Here is a 20,823-nt window from a genome sequence, read left to right on the forward strand (position 1 = left end):
CTCCTAGTTGACGGCTTGCTCCCGGCGCGACGTGAGCATCTCCCGCAGATCGATATTCGGTTCCACCGAGGGGTACTCAACGCCCGCGAACGACTTGAACAGCGCCACGAAGATCGCTTCCGCCCCCTTCACCGGAACAGCCATTCCGACCTGCTTCCGAACGCTGTCCTTACGCCCGTGGAACACGAACTCGTCAGGAAACGACTGCAGTCGTGCCCGCTCACGGTTCGTGAGGGCTCGATTCTGCACCCAGTGGTACATGTGCGATCCGCCACCGCCAGCGCCCGTCACGGTGTAGGCAGGCTTACCCGGTTCGAGCCTCTTGTACGTCGTGCTGATGGTCGTCCGCGTCTTGATCTTGAGGTGCTCGGGCATGATCTCGAGTGCGCGCGGGGAAAAAGCGTGCTCCCCGGGGAGGATATAGCTCAATCGCTCCACCACGTTGTCCGACTGCCGGGTGTACTCATGGTTCGGAGCACCGACCATGATCCGCGGTTCGCTCAACGCCTTCTCCGCGGAGACGTCTTGCCCGGCATAGATCTCCGGAGACGGAACGCGGAACACTGTGTAGAGATCGCTGCGAACCCCGACGATCACGATTCGCTGTCGACGCTGAGGCACACCGTACTCGTCAAAGGAATAGAGGTGAGGGACGAGGCGATAGCGCAAACCGGGCGCCGGCTCCTGCAGGTGCGCAAGGATCTGCTTGAACGCTTCCCCTTCATTGGCTCCACGTAGCCCGGAGACGTTCTCCGCGACGAACCACTTGGGGCGCTTAGTGGCGAGGACCTTCACCCCATAGGTGTACAGCGGACCGTACTCGCCGTCGAGCCCCTTCCACTCGCCTACCAAGCTGTAGTCATTACACGGGAAACCGAACGCGAAGCCGTCGACGGGACCAAGTGCGTCGATGTTCAGATCGTGCACGTTCTGATGAACGGTTCCGCCACCGGCCTCGGGCAACTCGTCAGCAGATTCGACGACCACAGCATGATCACCGTACGCGGGAACGAGAATATTGTTGCGATAAGTCATGCAGGTATCGCGGTCGTAGTCATTCGCCCACGCGTGCTTGAGCTCGACGCCTTCGATGGTCGCCGCCGCCCGGCGAGCACCTAGCGCCATACCACCAGGCCCACTGAACAGCTCGCCCATCCGGAAATGAAGATCAGACAAAGCTCGCTCCTCGATCATCGAACTCTCCTAAGCAGCCTACCCTGGTTCCGCGGTTGCAGTAGCTCGACCGCGCCGGGGTGGCTCTTCGTATATTAGTTCGAACGTCAGACATTGCGGCACAACTCGCTTCCGAACCGCGCCGTATGCTCATGAGATGTCCTGGGCGAGCACCGAAGGCTCTCGTCGGTCGATGAGAGCCAACCGACGTCGCGACACGAAGCCTGAGCTGGCTATCCGCTCGCCCCTTCACGCAGCTGGGCTCCGCTACCGTGTGGACTTCGCACCGCTCGGCGGAAGACGCCGCGCAGATATCGTGTTCACGCGGTGGCGAGTCGCAGTGTTCGTCGACGGATGCTTCTGGCACAGGTGCCCCCTTCACGCGACCTATCCCAAGCGCAATTGCGACTACTGGTTGCCCAAGCTCCAACGAAACATCGACCGCGATCGGGAAACCGACGAACAACTGAGGTCCTCTGGCTGGATCGTCGTCCGGTGCTGGGAGCACGACCCTCCAGTCGAAGTCGCGAAGAGAATCGAACACCTCGTCCGCAGGCTGCGAACGTAAGTGCCCAGCACAGACCGCGAATGCCTCGTTGCGACGAGACTTCAGTTCCCCCCTCATCCCATCGCTAGGTTGATGTCATGGCCCGCATACGAGAGTTCATCCAAGGCGACCGTGAAGTCAAACCGCCGCTGTCCGAGGTCGATGCCTACGTGCAAGAGGTCCGCGACGCAGAGGGGAACCTCTTCGTGTACCTCTACAACTACAGACAAGGCGGACCTGGCCCCGGCGACAGCCCGACCCAGAGCATCCATTTCGATGTGAGGGCGGCACGCGAGTTCAAGAAGCTCCTCGAAGACGCGTTCGGCCCGCTGTAGCCGCCCCTCCCATGCCCTCCCCTCAGACTCTCGCAGCGCTCCGCGCCTTCGTCGAAGCGCGCGAGTGGGACCAGTTCCACAGCCCCGAGAACCTGGCGAAGAGCATCTCGATCGAGGCCGCGGAACTTCTCGAGCTCTTCCAGTGGACGCCTGATGCGGACCGGGCCCGCGTGGAGGAAGAGCTCGCCGACGTCGTCACGTACTGCATCCATCTCGCGAATGCGCTCGGCGTCGACCTCGACGACATCGTGATGCGCAAGCTGGCATCCACCGAGCAGAAGTATCCGGTTCGCCTCGCCAAAGGGCGCGCCACGAAGTACACGGAACTCGATGAGGTCGCAGACGGCGGCGAGGAAGAAGAATGACCGGGTTCAGCATCCAGCGCCTGCCGTTCGAGAAGACGGCGGTGGATGCCTGGGCACGCGACGACGCACGCCACCCGAACTGGCCGGTCGTCTACGTCATCGACAGCTCGGGCACCAGGCGCAAGCTCTACGTCGGCGAGACGGTGAGCACCGCGACTCGCATGCGCCAGCACCTCACCGGCTCCAAGAAGAACGAGGGCCTCGACTCGATCCGCGTAGTGATCGACGAACGGTTCAACAAGTCGGTGTGCCTGGATCTCGAATCTCACCTCATCCGCTGGTTCCACGGCGACGGGCGGTACGAGCTGCTCAACGGCAACGACGGGCTCACCGACGCCCAGTACTACGACCGCGCCCTATATCGCGAGTCGTTCCGCGACGTGTTCGAGGCCCTGCGCGCCGAGGGACTGTTCTCGCGCAGCATCCCGCAGATCGAGAACTCCGATCTGTTCAAGCTCTCGCCGTTCAAGGCGCTCAACGACGACCAGGCCATCGCCATCACCGACGTCATCGAGGGCCTGCTCGCCGACATGGAGGATGCCGACAGGCGCTCGACGCTCGTCGTTCAGGGCTCGCCGGGTACGGGCAAGACGATCATCGCGATCTTCCTCATGAAGCTCCTCGCCGACATCCGCGACCATCAGGATCATGACGACGTGCAGCCCGACTCGATCTTCGCCGACTTCTTCGTGCCCGAGAACCGCGAACTGCTCGCGGATCTGAGAATGGCGCTCGTCATCCCGCAGCAATCGCTGCGCGAGTCGGTGAAGAAGGTGTTCACGAAGACGCCGCGCCTCGACCCATCGATGGTGCTCACGCCGTTCCAAGTGGGGGAGTCGGATGCCGCGTTCGACTTCATCCTCGTCGATGAGACCCACCGACTCGGGCAGCGCGCGAATCAGGCGTCGGGGGTTCAGAACCGCAAGTTCCGCGACATCAACATCGCGCTGTTCGGCGAGGACGATCCGCGGTACACCCAGCTCGACTGGATCAAGGCGCGCAGCCGACACCAGCTGCTGCTAGTTGACGGCGAGCAGAGCGTGCGTCCGCACGATCTCTCGCCCGCCATCCGCACGCGCGAGGTGCGCGCAGCCCGCGATCAGCATCGCCAGTACCGGCTCACGACGCAGATGAGGGTTCGTGCCGGCGCGGACTATGTCGAGTACGTGCGGGCCCTGCTGCGGGATGAGCGGCCTGTTCGCCCCGATCTCGGCGACTACGACCTTCGGATGTTCGACGACCTGGGCGAGATGCAGGCGGCGATCCGGGCGAGGGATGCCGAGGTCGGCCTCTCGCGCCTCGTCGCCGGGTACGCGTGGGACTGGGTGTCCCGCCGCGATCCTCAGGCTTTCGACATCACGCTCGACGGCATCCGCCTGCGGTGGAACAGCACTGACAAGGACTGGATCAACGCGCCCGGCTCGCTCGACGAAGTCGGTTCGATCCACACCGTACAGGGCTACGACCTCAACTATGCCGGCGTGATCATCGGTCCCGACCTGCGCGTCTCACCGGCCACCGGGCACATCGTCACCGACTGGGACGCGTACCGTGACAAGAAGGGCAAGGAGCGCACCGGGCATCTCGCGGCCTCGTTCGGCGACGACGACCTGCTCGTATTCATCCGCAACGTCTACGGCGTGCTCCTTACGCGGGGCATGCTCGGAACGTATGTGTACGTGTGCGACCCAGAGCTGCGCGAGCGCCTGACGCGGCTGCTCGCCTGAGCACTGTTCGCGCGTATCCACAGAGGCTCGCACAATGTCGGGCGCGACCGATACGCTCGCACCACCTCGAAATCGAGGTCGTCTCGCCTACTGAGATGAAGACCATACGGAACCGGAGTGAACAATGGCGAACGAGACGAACATCACCGTGGTGGGCAACCTCACCGGCGACCCCGAGCTGCGCTTTCTGCAGTCCGGCATCGCCGTGGCGAGCTTCACGATCGCGAGCACACCGCGTACGTTCGACCGTCAGGCGAACGAGTGGAAAGACGGTGAGGCGCTGTTCATGCGCTGCTCCGCGTGGCGCGAGCTGGGCGAGAACGCCGCAGGATCGCTGACCAAGGGTATGCGCGTGATGGCGACAGGCAAGCTGCAACAGCGCAGCTACCAGGATCGCGAAGGCAACAACCGCACGAGCATCGAGCTGACCGTCGACGAAATCGGCCCGTCGCTGCGCTTCGCGACGGCGCAGGTCACACGCGCGCAACGCGGGGGCGGGCAGTCCGGTGCGCCGCAGGCCCAGCAAGGCGCACCCGTCGCGGCCGGAGTACCCGCTGGCGGAGCCGACACCGGCGATGCCTGGGCGACCCCCGGCGGCGGCTGGGCCCCGGACGAGGGCGCGGACACACCGTTCTGAGGCGACGGGGTGCCCGCGTTCACGCGTCGTGGGCGCCCTGTCCTTCATCCTGACTCGGCGCCGAACGCCGAGCTGTTCCTTCAGGGCTCCGATCGTGCGATGGCCGACGCACGTCAACCTCCCATCGGACCGACGGTGCTCGCTGCCTACGCCTCCCCGGGCCACCGGCGGGTGCGGCGCCAGGTGTCGATGGCCATGAGTGTCGGGGTCATGTCGTACGTGCGCAGGTTGAGGCGCAGGGTCTTGCCGGAGGAGAACTGCAGCATGAGCATCGGCTGGCCCTTGACCGGTCCCGTCCGGAAGTCGGTCACGTCGGTGTACGGATGCACCAGCTCACGACCGAGGCCGGTGCGGAAGGCGATCTCGCGGGCACGGGGCGCCACATACCAGTTGCGGTAGACGATCACGAAACCCAGCCCGACGACGAACACTACCGAGCTGGCGATGCGCATCGGCCAGAGTCCCTGCGCCTCCCACGCGGTGAACCCGGCGAGCGCCATCACCCCGCCGGTTGCGACGAGAATCCATCCCGCGATCGCGACGAACACGGGCAGACGCAGACGATCGGGATGCGTTCGTGAGCGGTTCGGCAGCCGCGAGATCCACCACATTCCGCCGATGACCACGATCACCGCGACGGCGATGATCGCGAACTTGACCGCGGCGAAGGACATGAGGCGAGCCTACGGGGACGAATGGCTGAACGAGGCGACGAGACCGGGGACGGATGGCTGGCCAGGGCGGCGCCACACCGACGACACGCCGATGCACTCCATGGATTCGGGCATTTTCGGCTGTGATGCTCAGCCAGGTGCACTCGTGCTCGAGGCAGGGATCAGCCATCCGTGCCACCGCGGAGGCAATGATCACCGCCCGGGACTCGATCGGCCCGGAAACAGCGCGGCGAGCAGGGGAAGCACCGATGCGCCGACGAGGATCCAGCCGAGCACGGGGACGACGGGAACGATGAGGGCCCCGCCGACGAGCAGCGCGGCGAACAGGATCGCCCACAGCACGCGCCGCGCGAGGCGCAGCAGGCGGTCGAGGCGGCGTTCAAGGCGACTGGTGTCGAACGTCACCGTCCCCTCATCGATGCGGGTGATGACGTCGTCGATCCGCTTCGGCAGGCGCCAGGCCACGCTGACGGACTCGAGCGCACGATGCGCCGTCTCCTGCACGACGCTGCCGCTCTCGTCGCGGAGGAGCTTCGTCGCGTACGGCTCGACCGAGTCCCAGATGTTGAACTCGGCATCCAGGCCGCTGCACATCCCCGACGTGAGCGAGACCGCGCGGATGAGCAGTAGCAGGTCTTCGGGCAGCTGGAACGGCAGCGCCCGCACCATGTCTCCGAACTCCTCGGCGAAGTCACGGAACTCGCGCGGATCGACATCCTTCAACTGCGCGAAGCCCATGCCGCCGAACCTTTCGAAGAGGGCGCCGAGCGCACGCTCGAGCCCGGCCGTATCGGCGCGGGGCAGTAGCACGCCGATCTCCTTCGCGGCGGCGACCATCCCGCGCCCATCGCGTGCGGCAACGGCGATCACGAGCGAACGCAGTCCGTGGCGCAGGTCAGGCGAGACCTCGGTCATCATCCCGAAGTCGACGAACGTGAGCCGCCACGGCGCGGAGTCTGTCGGCGCGGCACCGGGTCCGCACGGTGTCACGAAGATGTTGCCGGGATGCGGATCGGCATGCACGAAGCCGTGAGTGAACAGCTGATCGAACATCACCTCGGCGAACGCGCGCGCCACCTCGGCCGGATCGATGCCCGCCGCGCGCAGCGCATCCGCGTCGTTGATCTTGATCGCCGTGACATCCGACAGGGTCAGCACCCGCCGGGTCGTGCGCTCCCAGGCCACCTCAGGGGTGTCCACCCGCGGATCGCCGGCAAACGCCTCGGCGAAGCGCGCGGCGTTCGCCGCCTCGTGCAGATAGTCGATCTCCTCACGGCTGGTCTGCGCGAACTCCTCGACCAGCGCCGGCGCGTCCACCCTCTCGGCGACGAATCTCACCCGCTGCGTCCACCGGGCCACGCGCCGCAGCGCGGACAGGTCGGTCGCGACGACCCCGTCGATACCCGGACGCTGCACCTTGACCACGACATCCTCGAACCCGGTATCGCCGGCGTCCTGTGCCGACAGCCGCGCCCGATGCGCCTGTCCCAGCGACGCAGCGGCAAGCGGCGCCGCCTCGAACGACGCGAAGACTCTCTCCAGCGGCGCTCCCAGCTCGGCCTCGGCGAGCGCGCGGATCTCGGCGAACGGCACGGGCGGCACCTCGTCCTGAAGCCCCGCGAGCTCATCGGTGATCTCGGGCGGCAGCACGTCCAGCCGCGACGACATGAACTGGCCGACCTTGATCATGAGTCCGCCGAGTTCCACCGCCAGTCCGTGGAACCGCCGCGCGAAGCGCCGCATCCGCGCCGCGCGTGTGCGCTCGGCGATGCCTCGCATCCCGATCCTGGGCAGGATGAGCTCGAACCACCAGACCGAGGCGAACTCGCGCGCGGCGAAGAGCAGGATGCGACGGTACCGGGCACGGTGGCGCGCGGGCACCCGATCGGCAGGGTCGGTTGCGGGCGCGGGGTCGGCCGACGTCATCGGACGTCAGTCGGCGAGGATCGTGTAGAGCCTGCGCCGAGCCTCATCGAGCACGGCCACGGCCTGGTCGATCTGCGCGGGCGATCCCGACCGCTGCACCTGCGCGACGGCGGCGGCGAGGTCCACACCTGCCTTGGGCAGCGCGCCGAACGGCGGGGCCGGCTTGGCCGTTCCGGTCTCCCACGGCAACGGCTTCTCCTCGCCTTCGGCGGCCTCGCGCCCGGCATCGGTGAGCGAGTACGTCTTGCGGCCGCTGCGCTCCTCGGCCTCGATGAGCCCCTCATCGGCGAGCAGCTGCAGCGTCGGGTAGACCGATCCGGCGCTGGGCTTCCACGCGCCCTCACTGCGATCTTCGATCTCCTGGATGATCTGGTACCCGTGCATCGGCTGTTCGGCGAGCAAGGCCAGCACGGCGGTGCGCACGTCTCCCCGGGCCATGCGGCTCGGTGCCGGGCGCTGGTCGAACGCCGACCGCAGCTGGTCCATGACCTCCCAGAGTCCCGCCCCGGCGCGGCCGAACGCGGGCCCGAACCCGTTCATCGGGTTACCAGGGCCGCCGGAGCGCTCTCCGCCGAAACCCCTCGATCCGTATCCGTCCATGACGACCTCCTCGATCCGGCCCGCATGCGCGAGCGATAGCTCGACGATATATCGCTATGTATCGGAACGGAAGTGTTTCGGGCAGATGCTCAGGGTTCGCCGCGACAGCGGGGACGGATGGCTGAACGGCACCGTCGCGGGTGGGACAGATGGCTGAGCGAAACGGGCCGATCACACCGACACGCCACCGCGAGGCCGCGACACGCCGTTGGGTCTCAGCCATTCGTCCCCGCCGGCCGCTTGCCGCTCAGCCATCCGTGCCCCGGATCTGCCGAGACCGCCGCCCCCGTAGACTGAACGTGCCCCGCCGGCCCTTCCCTTGGAGTGCGCGTGACCGCCTCGAACACCCCCACGACCCACGTCCCCGACTCGGTCGAGAACGCCCTCGCGACTCCCGAGAAGGAGCAGCCGTACGCGGCCCTCGGGCTCAAGCCCGAGGAGTACGAGCAGATCAAGACGATCCTCGGCCGCCGCCCCACGAGTGGCGAGCTGGCGATGTACTCCGTGATGTGGTCGGAGCACTGCTCGTACAAGTCGTCCAAGAAGTACCTGCGCCGCTTCGGCGAGAAGGTCTCCGACGAGATGCGCGAGCGCCTCATGGTCGGCATGGGCCAGAACGCCGGCGTCGTGGATGTCGGCGAGGGCTGGGCGGTCACGTTCAAGGCCGAATCGCACAACCACCCGTCGTTCATCGAGCCGTTCCAGGGTGCGGCGACGGGCGTGGGCGGCATCGTCCGCGACATCATCTCGATGGGCGCGCGCCCGGTCGCGGTGATGGATGCGCTCCGCTTCGGCGCCATCGACCACCCCGACAGCGCCCGCGTCGTGCACGGCGTGACGGCCGGCATCAGCTTCTACGGCAACTGCCTGGGCCTGCCCAACATCGGCGGCGAGACGGTGTTCGACGCCGTCTACCAGGCCAACCCGCTCGTCAACGCCCTCGCCGTGGGCGTCCTCCGCCACGAAGACCTGAAGCTCGCCAACGCCACCGGCGTCGGCAACAAGGTCGTGCTCTTCGGCGCGCGCACGGGCGGCGACGGCATCGGCGGCGCCAGCATCCTGGCCTCCGACTCCTTCGACGACGGCGGCCCCACCAAGCGCCCCGCGGTGCAGGTCGGCGACCCGTTCGCCGAGAAGGTGCTCATCGAGTGCTGCCTGGAGCTGTACAAGAAGGAGCTCGTGGAGGCCATCCAGGACCTCGGCGCCGCGGGTATCTCCTGCGCCACGAGCGAGCTGGCCGCGAATGGCAACAGCGGCATGCGCGTCTCACTCGACGACGTGCTGCTGCGCGACCCCACGCTCACCGCCGAGGAGATCCTCATGAGCGAGTCGCAGGAGCGGATGATGGCGATCGTCGCCCCCTCTAAGCTCGACGCGTTCATGGAAGTCGTGAACAAGTGGGAGGTCGAGACGAGCGTGCTCGGCGAGGTCACCGGCGACGGCCGGCTCGTCATCGATTGGAAGGGCGAGCGCATCGTCGACGTCGACCCGTCGACCGTCGCCGTCGACGGCCCCGTGTACGACCGCCCCGTCGCCTACCCGACGTGGATCGACGCACTCCAGGCGGATGCCGCCGAACTCCTGCCCCGCTCGAACGACCCCGAGGTGCTGCGCGAGCAGTTCCTGCAGCTGCTGGGCTCGCCGAACCTCGCCGACACCCGCTGGATCACCAACCAGTACGACTACTACGTGCTCGGCAACACCGCCCTGGCCTTCCCCGACGACGCCGGGATGATCCGCGTCGATGAGGAATCGGGCCTGGGCTTCGCGATCTCCACGGATGCCAACGGCCGCTACTGCCAGCTCGACCCCTACGCGGGCGCGCAGCTTGCCCTCGCCGAGGCGTACCGCAACGTCGCCGTCACCGGCGCCGAGCCCACCGCGATCACCGACTGCCTCAACTTCGGCTCCCCGGAGAACCCCGAGGTCATGTGGCAGTTCGGGCAGACGGTCGACGGGTTGGCCGACGGATGCTATGAGCTGGGCGTACCCGTCACCGGCGGCAACGTCTCGTTCTACAACCAGACCGGCGACGTGCCGATCCACCCCACCCCGCTCGTGGGCGTCATGGGCATCATCGACGACGTCTCGCGCCGCATCCCCTCCGGCTGGCAGGACGAGGGGCAGAACATCTACCTGCTCGGCGTCACCGACACCGAGCTTTCCGGCTCCGCCTGGGCCGACGTGATCCACGACCACCTCGGCGGGCTTCCGCCGCGGGTGGACCTCGCCGGCGAGAAGCGGCTCGCAGGGTTGCTGGCCGCAGCGCGCGACGAATGGCTCATCTCCTCCGCGCACGACGTCTCCGAGGGCGGGCTCGGCCAGGCGCTCGCCGAGGGTGTCATGCGCTTCGGCGTTGGCGCCCGCGTGTGGCTCACCGAACTGATGGAGCGCGACGGGGTGGATGCCGCAGCCGCGTTGTTCTCCGAGTCGACCGGCCGCGTGATCGTGACCGTGCCGCGCGAGGAAGACGTGAAGTTCCGGGGGCTCTGCGAAGGGCGCGACTACCCCGTGCTGCGCATCGGCGTGACCGACACCGAAGCGGCACTCGAGGTGCAGGACGTCTTCACCCTCACAGTCGACGAACTGCGCGCGACCTCGCAGGCGACGCTGCCCGCCGCATTCGGGCCGACGGTGACCGAGGAGACCAGCGCATGAGCGACGAGCCGACCGAGGACTACGGCGACCTCGGCGAGCGCCGTAACCACCGCATCCGCGTGATCGCGTGGGTGACGATCGTCGCGCTGATCCTCGTGGGCGGCGGCTCGACCGCGATCACCCTGCTTTTGGGCTGAGGGGCACCGACGGCTCAGCTCGCGGCGGGCTCCGACTCCCGGCCGTTCAGCACTGCAATCACCTGCGCCTGATCCCCGCGCGCCTCGCCGTAGCGCAGGAACTTCACGCGCTCGACCTGCACCTCGGTGACATCCGGCTGGGCCTCGAGGAGCCTCATCGTCTCGTCGATGTAGTCATCCAGCGGCATGGCGTTCGGGTCCTCCGCGTGCCCCGGCATCAGGTCGGTCTGCACGGACGGCGGCACCAGCTCGACGATGTGCACGCTCGTGCCCTCGAACTGCAGCCGCAGGGTCTCGCTGAGCTGGTGGATCGCCGCCTTCGTCGCGTTGTACGTGGGCGTGAACCGCAGCGGCGCGAACGCGAGTCCGGATGAGACGGTCATGATCGTGGCATCCGGCTGGGCGAGCAGGTGCTCGGCGAACGCCGCGATGAGCCGGATCGGACCGAACAGGTTCGTCGTCACGGTCGCCTCGGCCGTCTCGAGGAAGCCGCCGGGCATCGTCCAGTCCTCCGCCCGCATGATGCCTGCCATCGGGACGACCACGTTGAGATCCGGATGACGGGAGATGACTTCCGCCGCCGCAGACGCGATGGAGGCGGAATCCGACGTGTCGATCCGGATCGTGTCGATCCCCGGATGCTGCACCGCGATCTCGTTGAGCAGCGCAGTGCGGCGACCGCCGACGATCACCTGATTGCCGGCGTCCTGTAGCCGCAGCGCGAGGGCGAGACCGATGCCGCTGGTCGCGCCGGGGATGAAGATGGTGTTTCCGTTGATTCGCATGTTTCGAGTGTCAGCATCCTGCGAAGCGAGCGGCAGAGAGCGCTTGTCGGGGGACTGGCGATCCCTGGATGCCGTGACGTGAGACGCGCATGATGGAGCCATGGATCGTGAAGCCCTCGCCGAGTTCCTGCGCACCCACCGGGAGCAGCTGCATCCGAGCGACGTCGGCCTGCCCACCGGTGTGCGGCGGAGAGCACCGGGGCTGCGACGTGAAGAGGTCGCGCAGCTCGCGCTGATGTCGACCGACTACTACACCCGGCTCGAGCAGCAGCGCGGCCCGCAGCCCAGCACGCAGATCCTCACGTCTCTCGCCCGGGGCCTGCGCCTGTCCTCCGACGAGCGGGACTATCTGTACCGGGTCGCGGGCCACGCCGTCCCAGACCGGATCGGCCCGTCCGATCACGTCGCCCCTGCGCTGCGGCGAGTGTTCGACCGGCTCGACGACGCCCCGGCACTGATCATCTCCGGTCTCGGCGAGACACTGGTGCAGAACGATCTGGCGGCGGCCCTGCTCGGTGACAACGTGGGCCTGCCCGGCTTCGAGCGGTACGAGCCGTACCGCTGGTTCCTGCAGCCGGAGCGCGCCCGCGCCCACTACCCCGAGGACGATCACGCACGCAACAGCCGCGCGCAGGTCGCGGGTCTCCGCGCCGCGTACGGCGCGATGGGTCAGAGATCGGCGGCCGGAGCGCTCGTGGCCGAGCTATCGCGGCACAGCGAGGAGTTCCGGGAGCTGTGGGACCGGCAGGAAGTCGCACAGCGGTTCGCCGACCACAAGACGCTGATCCATCCCGAGGTCGGATCGATCGCGGTCGACTGCCAGGTGCTGTTCACGGAGGACCGCGGGCAGGCGCTGCTCGTGCTCACCGCCGCCCCGCGCAGCGAGGACGAGGAGAAGATCAGGCTCCTGCGGGTGGTCGGCGCGCAGCGGTTCTGACGCGACCCCGCCGACTCACCCCTGCCCGAACTCGTATCCGTTGCGGATCAGATCGTGCAGCCAGCCGCTGGTAGCCTCGGCCCTCGAGTGCACGACGACGTGGTGATTCCACCTGTTCTTCGCCACCTGGGTCACGCTGCGGAAGTGCTCGTCATCGATCTCTCGATCGAGCGTCACCGACAGATCCAGGATGCCGTCGGCGGTCTTCTCATACGTCCACAACCAGAGGAACTTCCGCTTGATACCGAAGCTCAGCTGAGACTTCCGCTCCGTCGTCACCGGACCGAGCCCTTCGGTGAACTCGACGAGCGCATCGGCGTACGTCTGCGTCCGCGGCTTGCCGGTGAAGTCGCAGGTCATCCTGTTCGAACCGGGCATGCGTCCACGGTACGCCCGGTCTCTCCGAGCCGCCTCACGCCGAGTCGGACTTGCGGCCACCCGCCTCGAGCTTGTCGCCGGCAGGAAGTTCCTGGTGGCCGCCGAACTGCAGCCGCATCGCCGAGAGCACCTGGTTGGCGAACTGGTCCTCATCGCGCGAGGCGAAGCGCTCGAACAGGGATGCGGCGAGCACGGGCACCGGAACCCCCACGTCGACGGCGGCCTTGACGGTCCAGCGGCCCTCGCCCGAGTCGGAGACCCGCCCGGCGAGTCCGTCCAGCGTCGGATTCTCCTGCAGAGCCGCCGCAGTCAGATCGAGCAGCCACGACGAGATGACCGATCCGCGACGCCAGAGCTCCGAGACCGCCGCCGTATCGATCGGGAACTGATAGAACTCGGGCTCTTCGAGCGGCGCCACTTCGGCGGAGTGCTCGGCCTCGCGCACGCCGGCATCCGCGTTCTTGAGCAGATTCAGGCCCTCGGCGATCGCGGCCATGATGCCGTACTCGATGCCGTTGTGCACCATCTTGACGAAGTGCCCCGAGCCGGCGGGACCGGTGTGCAGGTAACCCTGCTCCTCCGGTGCGAGTTCACCGGTGCGGCCGGGCGTGCGCTCGATCTCGCCGACGCCGGGGGCGATGGTCTTCAGGATCGGTTCGATCGTCTCGTAGGCGCGGTCCGTGCCGCCGACCATGAGGCAGTATCCGCGTTCGAGGCCGAAGACGCCGCCGCTCGTGCCGATGTCGACGTACTCGATGCCCTTCTCCCGCAGGGCCGCTGCCCGCCGCACATCGTCGCGGTAGTTGGAGTTGCCGCCGTCGATGAGGATGTCGCCGGACTCCAGCACAGCGGCGGCCTCGTCGGCCACCTGCCCGGTGATCCCGGCGGGCACCATCATCCACACCACACGCGGGCCAGTCAGCTGCGCTGCCATGTCGGCCATGCTCTCGGCACCGAGCGCACCCTCTGCCGTGAGCGCCGCCACGGCATCCGGGTTCACGTCGTACACGACGCATTCGTGCCCGTCGCGCATCAGGCGACGCACGATGTTCGCGCCCATCCGTCCGAGTCCGATCATGGCGATCCGCATGCTTCTCTCCTCGCTTCGCTGTCGTGCCCATCGTCACGCACCGCCGCGCCCGCGGCAAGGCCCCGCGTCCTGCGCGCCGTGGTGAGCCCGGTGCGGGGTCAGTGCGTGTGCTGGCCGGCACCGGCCAGCTTGAACGCCATCCGCCCGTGGGCGAACGCCCCGCCGGCACGGAGAGCGGATGCGACCCACGCGGCCTCCGCGAGCTCCCCTTCCGTCGCCCCGGCGCTGGTCGCCGCCTTCGCGTGCGATTCGATGCAGTACGCGCACTGGGTGGTCAGCGCTACCGCGAGCGCGATCAGCTCACGGTACTTGCGCGGGATCTCGCGGCCCTCGTCCGCGAACACGGCGCCGTTGAAATCGCCCCACGCCTTCAGGATGTCGGGCGTCTGCTCCTTGTAGACCTTCGCAAACTTCCGGTCCTCGGTCGGTTCGTAGTACTCAGTCATGGCGCCATTATCGCGTGCGGTGGTGGTGGTCAGTGGTGGTGCCCGTCGCCGGGAGAACCGTCATCAGCGTCATCGTCGTAACCGGGCGGGCCGACCCACACTTCCTGACCGTGCTCGATGACGACGAACTGACCCATCATCCCCTCGTCTTCGTGCAGGAGCATGTGGCAGTGGTACATGTACGGCATCGCCGGGTCGGCGTAGTCCTCGAAGCGCAGCAGCAGCCGGTACTCGCGGTTCGGCTCGAGGAAGATCGTATCCTTCGGTCCCGCCAGCTCGGGCGGCGGCGACGCGCCGTCGATCGTGAGGATGCGGAACTGCACATCGTGGATGTGAAAGCTGTGCGGGATGGGCTGACTGCTGTGCACCTCCCACACCTCGGTGTCGCCGACGTAGGCGACCTCGTCGATGCGCGACATGCTCATCTCCCGGCCGTTGATCTCGCGACCCTCAAGCTCGAAGGCGCGGGTGACCGTCGCATCCGTTTCGTGCAGGGCGTCTTCCTCCACGTGCACGGACGGCGCCCACGCAGGCTCGGGCGTGGGCGCAAGAGCATCCGCCGCGCGGAACTCCAGCACGTCGAAGGCGTCGTTCGCTCCGGTCGTGGCCGGCACGACGATGCCGCCCATCTCGGTCACGACCGACCGCATCCGCACCGTCTCGCCGGGCTCGAACGCCACGACGACCTCGGCGCGCTCGCCCGGGGCGAGCCGGATGCGGTCGAGGGCGACAGGGGCATCCATCCGCCCGCCGTCGGTGGCGACGAGCGCGAGCGGATGCCCGGGGATCTCGAACGTGTACGTGCGGGCGGTCGAGCCGTTGAGCAGCCGAAGCCGCACGCGCTCGGTCGTGACCTCCTCCACCGCGCCGACCGTGCCGTTGACCATGACGACATCGCCGAGCATCCCGGGCTCCGCACCGTCGTGGCGCAGCTCGAACTGCCCGTCGCGGTCGAAGGCGCGGTCCTGCACGATCAGCGGCAGGTCGTCGACTCCGTATTCGTGCGGCAGTTGCGCGGCCATGCTCGCGTCGTCGTCGAGGAGGAACATCCCGGCCAGCCCGTTGTACACGTGCTTCTCGGTCTCGCCGTGCGGATGCGGGTGGTACCAGAGGGTCGCCGCGGGCTGGTCGATCGTCCAGGTCGGCGTCCACGTCGCACCCGGCTCGATCATCTGGTGCGGCCCGCCGTCCATTGCCGCGGGCAGGTGCATGCCGTGCCAGTGCACACTCGTGGGCTCGGTGAGCTCGTTATCGACCACGACGCGGATGCGCTCCCCGCGCGCGGCGCGCAGCGTGGGTCCGAGGAAGCCGCCGTCGAAGCCCCACGTGACGGTCTCGCCGTCGACACCGGGGAAGGTGGTGCGGCCCTCCTGCGCGGTGAGGTGGAAGGTGCGCACGCCGTCGTCGACGCTTGAGGCGGCGAGGGGTGGGATGGTCAGGTCGTTCACGAACTCCTGCTCAGCGACCGTGGTCGTCGAGATGCCGCTGCATCCGGAGAGCGTCGCCGCGGCGAGCGCGGCCACGGCGGCCGCGGCGACAGCGCGGGCCCGGCGCATCCCCCGGCGAGAAACCCGATTCTGCATGAGAAACCACCGCGAACGGGGTTTCTCATGCAGAGCGGGGTTTCTCGTGGCCGTGACGCTCATGCCCGCGGCCCTCGCATCTGCTGGATCGCGAAGGCCACGACCCCGGCGAGAAGGCCCCAGAACGCGTCGAGCACGAGCGCGACGAGGTAGGTGAAGAAGGGCCGCTCGCCGCCGCCCATGACGGCAGAGACGATCATGGTGATGAGACCGTGCCCCACCCCGACGAGCGTGAGCACGAGCAGGGGGCGCGGCACACGGCCGAATCCGACGACGCCCACCCAGGTCAGCGCGATGACGGCGATGATGAGCAGGGCACGCGGGCCGCCGTCGTCGAAGCCGAGCAGCGCGGTCAGCGGCCACAGCAGCGACAGGGAGGAGAGGCCGAGGATGAGCAGCCAGGGCAGGGGTGCGCGCGTGGCGGGATGGGGGCTGTGATTCGTCATGCTTCCACGCTCCCTGGATGCGGAATCCGGCACATCGGCGCAGGAGCGTCAGTCCGCATCCGCTCCGGTCGACTTCTCCCGACCGCCGCTGTCGCCCATGAGCGACCCGCCGAGACGCCCCGGAGCGACTGCGCTCGCGGGGCAGGATTCGTAGGCTGAGGGCGTGACCCGCCATCCCGCCGACGCAGCATCGGGTCGCGCGCGCCCGGACGGCTGGATGTCGGATGCGGCGCTGGCGGTCGCCGTCGCGCTGGTGATCTGCGTCGTGATCGCGGCCGACCAGTCGCGCAGCTCCCCCCTCGAGGGATACGTGTGCGCCGTCGGCTTCGGGGCGCTTCTGCTGCTGCGCCGTCGGATGCCGCGCACCGTGCTCGTGGTCACGATCCTCGCGATCTTCGCGTACTACACCGCCGGGTTCCCGCCGATCGGAATGGTGCTGCCGGCCGTCGGCGCGCTGTACTCGGCAGCCGAGCTGCACCGCACCGGATGGGCGATCGCCGCGGCCGCGGTGCTCATCGGCGTCGCATCCTTCTTCCGCCTCGACGGCACCGAGCCCGATGCGAGCTTCAACGGCTACACCTTCATGACCGAGCTGGCACTGGCCGCCGCGGCGATCGCGCTGGGCGCGGCCGTGCGCCTGACCCGCGAGGCCCGCGAGCGCACGCACCGCATCGCCGAGCTCACCGCCGCCGAGCAGCGGCACGCCGCCGACGCTCGCCTGCAGGCCGAGCGGATGCGCATCGCGCGCGACCTGCACGACACCATCGGCCACACTCTGTCGGTCGCGAGTCTGCACTCCGGCGTCGCCGGGGAGGCCATCGGCCACGACGACACCGCCGCCCACGCCGCCCTGGAGCGCGTGCGCGCCGCCACGACCGAGGCGCTGCGCGAGGTGCGCCGCACGGTGAAGGTGCTGCGCGACGACGACTCCGTCGCCCCGTCGCCGGGGCTCGCAGCCGTCGAGACGCTGCTGTCCGCCGCCCGCGAGGCGGGGCTGGAAGTCGACGCGCACATCGACGTCCCCGCGGAGGCGCTGGATGCGTCGACCGACGCGGCGGCGTACCGCATCGTGCAGGAATCGCTCACCAATGTCATCCGCCACAGCGGCGCGCGCAAGGTGCACGTGCACGCGGGGATCGACGGCGGCCGGCTCGCCCTGCGCATCGCCGACGACGGGGGCAGGTCGCCCCGGGCGACCCCCGACACGGCATCCGGCGCCGGGATCCGCGGAATGCGGGAACGCGCCGCACTGCTGGGCGGAACACTCACGGCCGCGCCGACCGCGGGCGGCTTCGTGGTCGAGGCGCACCTGCCGCTGCGCGCACGGGAAGAGGACGCATGAACGAGACCGCGCATCAGATCCGCGTCGTCATCGTCGACGACCAGGAGCTCGTGCGGGCGGGGCTGCGCCCGCTCGCCGAGCGCGACGGCGACATCGAGGTCGTCGGCGAGGCGGCAGACGGACGCTCCGGCCTGTCGCGTGTGCGCGAGCTGCGGCCCGACGTCGTGCTCATGGATATCCGCATGCCCGTCATGGACGGGATCGCCGCGACGCGCGAGATCGTCGCCGACGCCGATCTCGCCGAGGTGCGCGTGCTCATCCTCACGACCTTCGACGAAGACGAGAGCGTCTTCGAGGCCGTGCGCGGCGGCGCATCCGGATACCTGCTGAAGGACGTCTCACCGGAGGGGCTGCGCAGCGCCATCCGCACGGTGGCCGCGGGCGACTCGTTGCTCTCGCCCGGGGTGACTGCCGGCGTCATGCGAGCCGTCGCCGAGGGCGCGGGGCGCGAGCCGGATGCGACGCGCCTCGATGGGCTGAGCGAGCGCGAACGCGAGGTGCTCACGCTCGTCGGCAGGGGTCTGACGAACGACGAGATCGCCGCGGCTCTGTTCCTCAGCCCGGCGACGGCCCGCACGTACGTGAGCCGCCTGCTCACCCGGCTCGACGCCCGCGACCGGGCAGCCCTCGTCATCCTCGCCTACGAGACCGGGCTGGTCCGCCCGGGGGCGTGAGCGCGCGAGACATGCAGAAACCATCCAACGCGCGACGGCGGGCTACCGTGGGCCCATGGATGCGTATGACCGGCTCACCGCGCTGCGAGCGGAAGTCGCCGCACGCGCATCCGAGATCGACGTGACGCTCGACTCCTTCATCCGGGAGCGCGCCGGAGCGAACGACGATGACGAGCACGACCCCGAGGGCGTGCCGCTGTCGGCGGAGTGGTCGCGGCTGAGCGGGCTCGCCGACGCGGCGCAGGCCGAGCTCGATCAGGTGGATGCAGCGCTGGCGCGTGTCGCCGACGGGACCTACGGCATCTGCACCGGCTGCGGCCGGCCGATCCCGGATGCCCGGCTCGAGATCCGCCCCTTCGCCGAGTTCTGCGTCGCCTGCGCCGAGAAGCGCGGGCGCTGAGCGCGCCGGCCGCCAAGACCCACCGCTCGCACAAAACCCACCGTGCGCGAAGCCCGGTCGTTAGGCTGGGAGACATCATGGACGCATTCTTCGAGGGGTTCTGGCACTTCGCCGGCAGCTACTGGTGGCTGATCTTCCCCCTCATGGGCGTGCTCGGCGGCGCCGGCAGAGCGTGGCAGCAGGCGCTGCAGCGCCGGCACGAGCGCAAGCTCGAGACGCTGCGCCTGAAGGGCGAGCTCAAGGCCGCCGAGCTCGCCGCCCGCGGCGGGCAGCCGGTGAACAACCGGGCCCGCCGGCAGCAGGAGCGGATCGATCGCACCGCCGCCGTCGAATCGGACCGCGAGCTCGTCGCGCGGCTCATGAAGGAGCACGACGAGATCACCGCGAAGTGGCTCGACTACGAGCTCGACGTCGCCAAGCTCATCGCCTTCCCCGCCATGAGCGATGGCCGCCAGCCCCTGACAGCCGCGTTCCTGCGGGCGAAGAAGACGGCGGATGCGCTGCGCCCGGCATCGGCCGACGGTCCGTTCGACGACAAGCAGGTGGCGGAGTATCTCGACGCCGTCGGCAACTACGCCGTCGCCTTCGACGTGGCCGAGAAAGACGCCAGGCGCCTGCGCGATTCCACCTTCTCCCCGGCCGAGCGTGAACGCCTCAAGCGCGCCCAGCACATGCTGTCGGTCGCCGTCGACGGATCCGCCACCTCGGCCGAGCGTCAGACCGCGTACAAGCGCGTGCGCAAGGAGCTCGACGGGCTCATCTCGCTGTCGGACGAGGCCGTGGTGAACCTCGAGAAGAAGGTCGCGCTGCAGCTCGAGCCCGGCGTGCAGACGACGCCAGCGGCGCCTTCCGCCGAGACCGCGTCGCCGTCTGCGCACGATGCCGACTCGCAGCCCGAGCCAGACCCGCTCCCGGCATCCGACCCGTTGCGCGCCCCCGACCCGCTCCGCCGCCGCGAACCGTGAGCACCGCGCCCGGCGGAGCGATCGCCGCCGGGATGACCGTCGGCATCCTGGGCGCGGGCGGCATCGCCCCGTGCCACCTCGAGGCGTGGCGCGCGCTGGGCGCGACCTGCCTCATCGCCTCCCGCACCCCGCCGATGCGGCTGGCCGCCGACCACGGGGCCGAGGTGCTCGCCGACGCCGACGAGCTCATCGCCCGTGCCGATGTCGTCGACATCCTCACCCCCACGCCCACGCACGCCGACTACGCGCTGCGGGCCATCGCCGCGGGCCGCTACGTCGTCTGCGAGAAGCCGCTGGCAGGATCGGCGGCCGACGCGCAACGCATCGCGGATGCGGCCGCTGCAGCCGGAGTACTGCTGTTTCCTGCGCACGTCGTGCGGTACTTTCCGGCCTACACCCGCATCCACCGCGCGGTCGCCGCGGGTGTGCTGGGCGGGTTGCGCGAGGTGCGCCTGAGCCGGGTCGGCACCGCGCCGACCGCGGACTGGTTCTTCTCCGAGCGCGCGGGCGGCGGGATCATCCGCGACTTCCTCATCCATGACATCGATCAGGCGCTGTGGCTCGCGGGGCCGGTGCGGTCGGTGAACGCCGCACAGAATCCGCCGACGGTCGGCGACCGTGTGCCGATGCCCGTGCGGGCCGAGGTCGTGCTCGAGCACGAGAGCGGCACGGTGAGCCGCATCCACGGGGCCTGGATGCCCGGGGGCGCCCCGTTCCACACGACGATCGACGTCATCGGCGAGCGCGGTGAAGAGCATTACGACAGCGCCCCGGATGCGGATGCCGGCACCACGGGTTACCTGCCGTCCGCCGAGGGCGACGACCCTTACACGCTGCAGCTCGCTGATGCGGTGCGCGCGATCCGTACCGGCGCCACGCCCGCGGTGACAGCAGCCGACGGTGTCGCCGCGGTCGCGGTCGTGGACGCCGCGTACGCCTCGCTCAACAGAGACGGAGGGCGCCGCGACCGAAGCCGCGACGCCCTCCGAGGGTCGTAA

At 68.8% G+C, this 20,823-nt stretch carries 23 protein-coding genes; 13 read left to right on the forward strand and 10 right to left on the reverse strand.

Annotated features, from left to right (window positions below):
- Positions 1-3 precede the first annotated feature (3 nt).
- On the reverse strand, positions 4-1,194 hold the full coding sequence (locus tag BKA02_RS04765) for a DNA cytosine methyltransferase (RefSeq protein ID WP_179431782.1): 1,191 nt from the start codon (positions 1,192-1,194) through the stop codon (positions 4-6).
- 136 nt (positions 1,195-1,330) lie between these two features.
- On the opposite strand from BKA02_RS04765, the gene BKA02_RS04770 reads away from it, so the two are divergent.
- From BKA02_RS04770 to BKA02_RS04790, 5 genes are all read left to right on the forward strand, one after another.
- Positions 1,331-1,741 carry a very short patch repair endonuclease gene (locus BKA02_RS04770; protein WP_179431783.1) on the forward strand — a complete coding sequence of 137 codons (411 nt, stop codon included), beginning with the start codon at positions 1,331-1,333 and terminating at the stop codon, positions 1,739-1,741.
- Between the two features lie 77 nt (positions 1,742-1,818).
- On the forward strand, positions 1,819-2,055 hold the full coding sequence (locus BKA02_RS04775) for a hypothetical protein (RefSeq protein WP_179431784.1): 237 nt from the start codon (positions 1,819-1,821) through the stop codon (positions 2,053-2,055).
- A gap of 11 nt (positions 2,056-2,066) precedes the next feature.
- Complete coding sequence (locus BKA02_RS04780; protein ID WP_179431785.1) at positions 2,067-2,420, forward strand: nucleotide pyrophosphohydrolase; 354 nt, start codon at positions 2,067-2,069, stop codon at positions 2,418-2,420.
- Positions 2,417-4,147, forward strand: coding sequence for a DUF2075 domain-containing protein (locus BKA02_RS04785; RefSeq protein WP_179431786.1), 1,731 nt, complete (start codon positions 2,417-2,419; stop codon positions 4,145-4,147). Before BKA02_RS04780 ends, BKA02_RS04785 begins: the two co-directional genes overlap by 4 nt.
- Positions 4,148-4,271: 124 nt before the next feature.
- Positions 4,272-4,784, forward strand: a complete 513-nt coding sequence (locus tag BKA02_RS04790; protein WP_179431787.1) for a single-stranded DNA-binding protein — start codon at positions 4,272-4,274, stop codon at positions 4,782-4,784.
- A 146-nt stretch (positions 4,785-4,930) separates the two neighbouring features.
- On the opposite strand, the gene BKA02_RS04795 is transcribed toward BKA02_RS04790, so the two are convergent.
- The 3 genes from BKA02_RS04795 to BKA02_RS04805 form a co-directional block, all read right to left on the reverse strand.
- A complete protein-coding gene (locus tag BKA02_RS04795) occupies positions 4,931-5,458 on the reverse strand; it encodes a hypothetical protein (protein WP_179431788.1) in 528 nt (175 codons plus the stop codon).
- Between the two features lie 192 nt (positions 5,459-5,650).
- On the reverse strand, positions 5,651-7,384 hold the full coding sequence (locus BKA02_RS04800; protein WP_179431789.1) for an ABC1 kinase family protein: 1,734 nt from the start codon (positions 7,382-7,384) through the stop codon (positions 5,651-5,653).
- Positions 7,385-7,390: 6 nt separating this feature from the next.
- On the reverse strand, positions 7,391-7,984 hold the full coding sequence (locus BKA02_RS04805; protein ID WP_370467844.1) for a PadR family transcriptional regulator: 594 nt from the start codon (positions 7,982-7,984) through the stop codon (positions 7,391-7,393).
- 330 nt (positions 7,985-8,314) lie between these two features.
- Here BKA02_RS04805 and purL point away from each other — a divergent pair, with 330 nt between their 5' ends.
- Entirely contained in the window at positions 8,315-10,642 is a 2,328-nt protein-coding gene (gene purL / locus BKA02_RS04810; RefSeq protein WP_179431790.1) for a phosphoribosylformylglycinamidine synthase subunit PurL, read from the forward strand.
- The gene (locus BKA02_RS04815) at positions 10,639-10,779 is read left to right on the forward strand and encodes a hypothetical protein (protein ID WP_179431791.1); all 141 of its coding nucleotides are present in this window, start codon (positions 10,639-10,641) and stop codon (positions 10,777-10,779) included. The genes purL and BKA02_RS04815 overlap by 4 nt, the downstream gene beginning before the upstream one ends.
- 14 nt (positions 10,780-10,793) lie before the next feature.
- Here the strand turns inward: BKA02_RS04815 and BKA02_RS04820 are convergent, their stop codons facing one another.
- On the reverse strand, positions 10,794-11,564 hold the full coding sequence (locus BKA02_RS04820; RefSeq protein WP_179431792.1) for an SDR family oxidoreductase: 771 nt from the start codon (positions 11,562-11,564) through the stop codon (positions 10,794-10,796).
- 100 nt (positions 11,565-11,664) lie between these two features.
- Here BKA02_RS04820 and BKA02_RS04825 point away from each other — a divergent pair, with 100 nt between their 5' ends.
- Positions 11,665-12,501, forward strand: a complete 837-nt coding sequence (locus BKA02_RS04825) for a helix-turn-helix transcriptional regulator (protein WP_179431793.1) — start codon at positions 11,665-11,667, stop codon at positions 12,499-12,501.
- Between the two features lie 15 nt (positions 12,502-12,516).
- On the opposite strand, the gene BKA02_RS04830 is transcribed toward BKA02_RS04825, so the two are convergent.
- The 5 genes from BKA02_RS04830 to BKA02_RS04850 all read right to left on the reverse strand — a co-directional run bounded on the left by BKA02_RS04830 (position 12,517) and on the right by BKA02_RS04850 (position 16,444).
- A complete protein-coding gene (locus BKA02_RS04830; RefSeq protein WP_179431795.1) occupies positions 12,517-12,879 on the reverse strand; it encodes a DUF5655 domain-containing protein in 363 nt (120 codons plus the stop codon).
- 34 nt (positions 12,880-12,913) lie between these two features.
- Positions 12,914-13,969 (reverse strand): phosphogluconate dehydrogenase (NAD(+)-dependent, decarboxylating), encoded by a 1,056-nt coding sequence (gnd, locus tag BKA02_RS04835; protein WP_179431797.1) that lies wholly within the window; start codon positions 13,967-13,969, stop codon positions 12,914-12,916.
- Positions 13,970-14,067: 98 nt separating this feature from the next.
- Positions 14,068-14,415: a carboxymuconolactone decarboxylase family protein gene (locus tag BKA02_RS04840; RefSeq protein ID WP_179431799.1), complete on the reverse strand. Its 348-nt coding sequence runs from the start codon at positions 14,413-14,415 to the stop codon at positions 14,068-14,070.
- 29 nt (positions 14,416-14,444) lie between these two features.
- Positions 14,445-15,971 carry a multicopper oxidase family protein gene (locus BKA02_RS04845; protein WP_179431801.1) on the reverse strand — a complete coding sequence of 509 codons (1,527 nt, stop codon included), beginning with the start codon at positions 15,969-15,971 and terminating at the stop codon, positions 14,445-14,447.
- An 86-nt stretch (positions 15,972-16,057) separates the two neighbouring features.
- Positions 16,058-16,444: a hypothetical protein gene (locus BKA02_RS04850; RefSeq protein WP_179431803.1), complete on the reverse strand. Its 387-nt coding sequence runs from the start codon at positions 16,442-16,444 to the stop codon at positions 16,058-16,060.
- A gap of 163 nt (positions 16,445-16,607) precedes the next feature.
- On the opposite strand from BKA02_RS04850, the gene BKA02_RS04855 reads away from it, so the two are divergent.
- The 5 genes from BKA02_RS04855 to BKA02_RS04875 all read left to right on the forward strand — a co-directional run bounded on the left by BKA02_RS04855 (position 16,608) and on the right by BKA02_RS04875 (position 20,823).
- The gene (locus BKA02_RS04855; protein ID WP_343045350.1) at positions 16,608-17,786 is read left to right on the forward strand and encodes a sensor histidine kinase; all 1,179 of its coding nucleotides are present in this window, start codon (positions 16,608-16,610) and stop codon (positions 17,784-17,786) included.
- The gene (locus tag BKA02_RS04860) at positions 17,783-18,460 is read left to right on the forward strand and encodes a response regulator transcription factor (RefSeq protein WP_179431805.1); all 678 of its coding nucleotides are present in this window, start codon (positions 17,783-17,785) and stop codon (positions 18,458-18,460) included. The genes BKA02_RS04855 and BKA02_RS04860 overlap by 4 nt, the downstream gene beginning before the upstream one ends.
- Before the next feature lie 55 nt (positions 18,461-18,515).
- A complete protein-coding gene (locus BKA02_RS04865) occupies positions 18,516-18,860 on the forward strand; it encodes a TraR/DksA family transcriptional regulator (RefSeq protein WP_179431807.1) in 345 nt (114 codons plus the stop codon).
- A 77-nt stretch (positions 18,861-18,937) separates the two neighbouring features.
- The gene (locus BKA02_RS04870) at positions 18,938-19,825 is read left to right on the forward strand and encodes a hypothetical protein (RefSeq protein ID WP_179431809.1); all 888 of its coding nucleotides are present in this window, start codon (positions 18,938-18,940) and stop codon (positions 19,823-19,825) included.
- The gene (locus BKA02_RS04875) at positions 19,822-20,823 is read left to right on the forward strand and encodes a Gfo/Idh/MocA family oxidoreductase (protein WP_179431811.1); all 1,002 of its coding nucleotides are present in this window, start codon (positions 19,822-19,824) and stop codon (positions 20,821-20,823) included. The genes BKA02_RS04870 and BKA02_RS04875 overlap by 4 nt, the downstream gene beginning before the upstream one ends.

Origin of the sequence: Microbacterium pseudoresistens (genome assembly GCF_013409745.1) — a bacterium.
Classification (GTDB): domain Bacteria; phylum Actinomycetota; class Actinomycetes; order Actinomycetales; family Microbacteriaceae; genus Microbacterium; species Microbacterium pseudoresistens.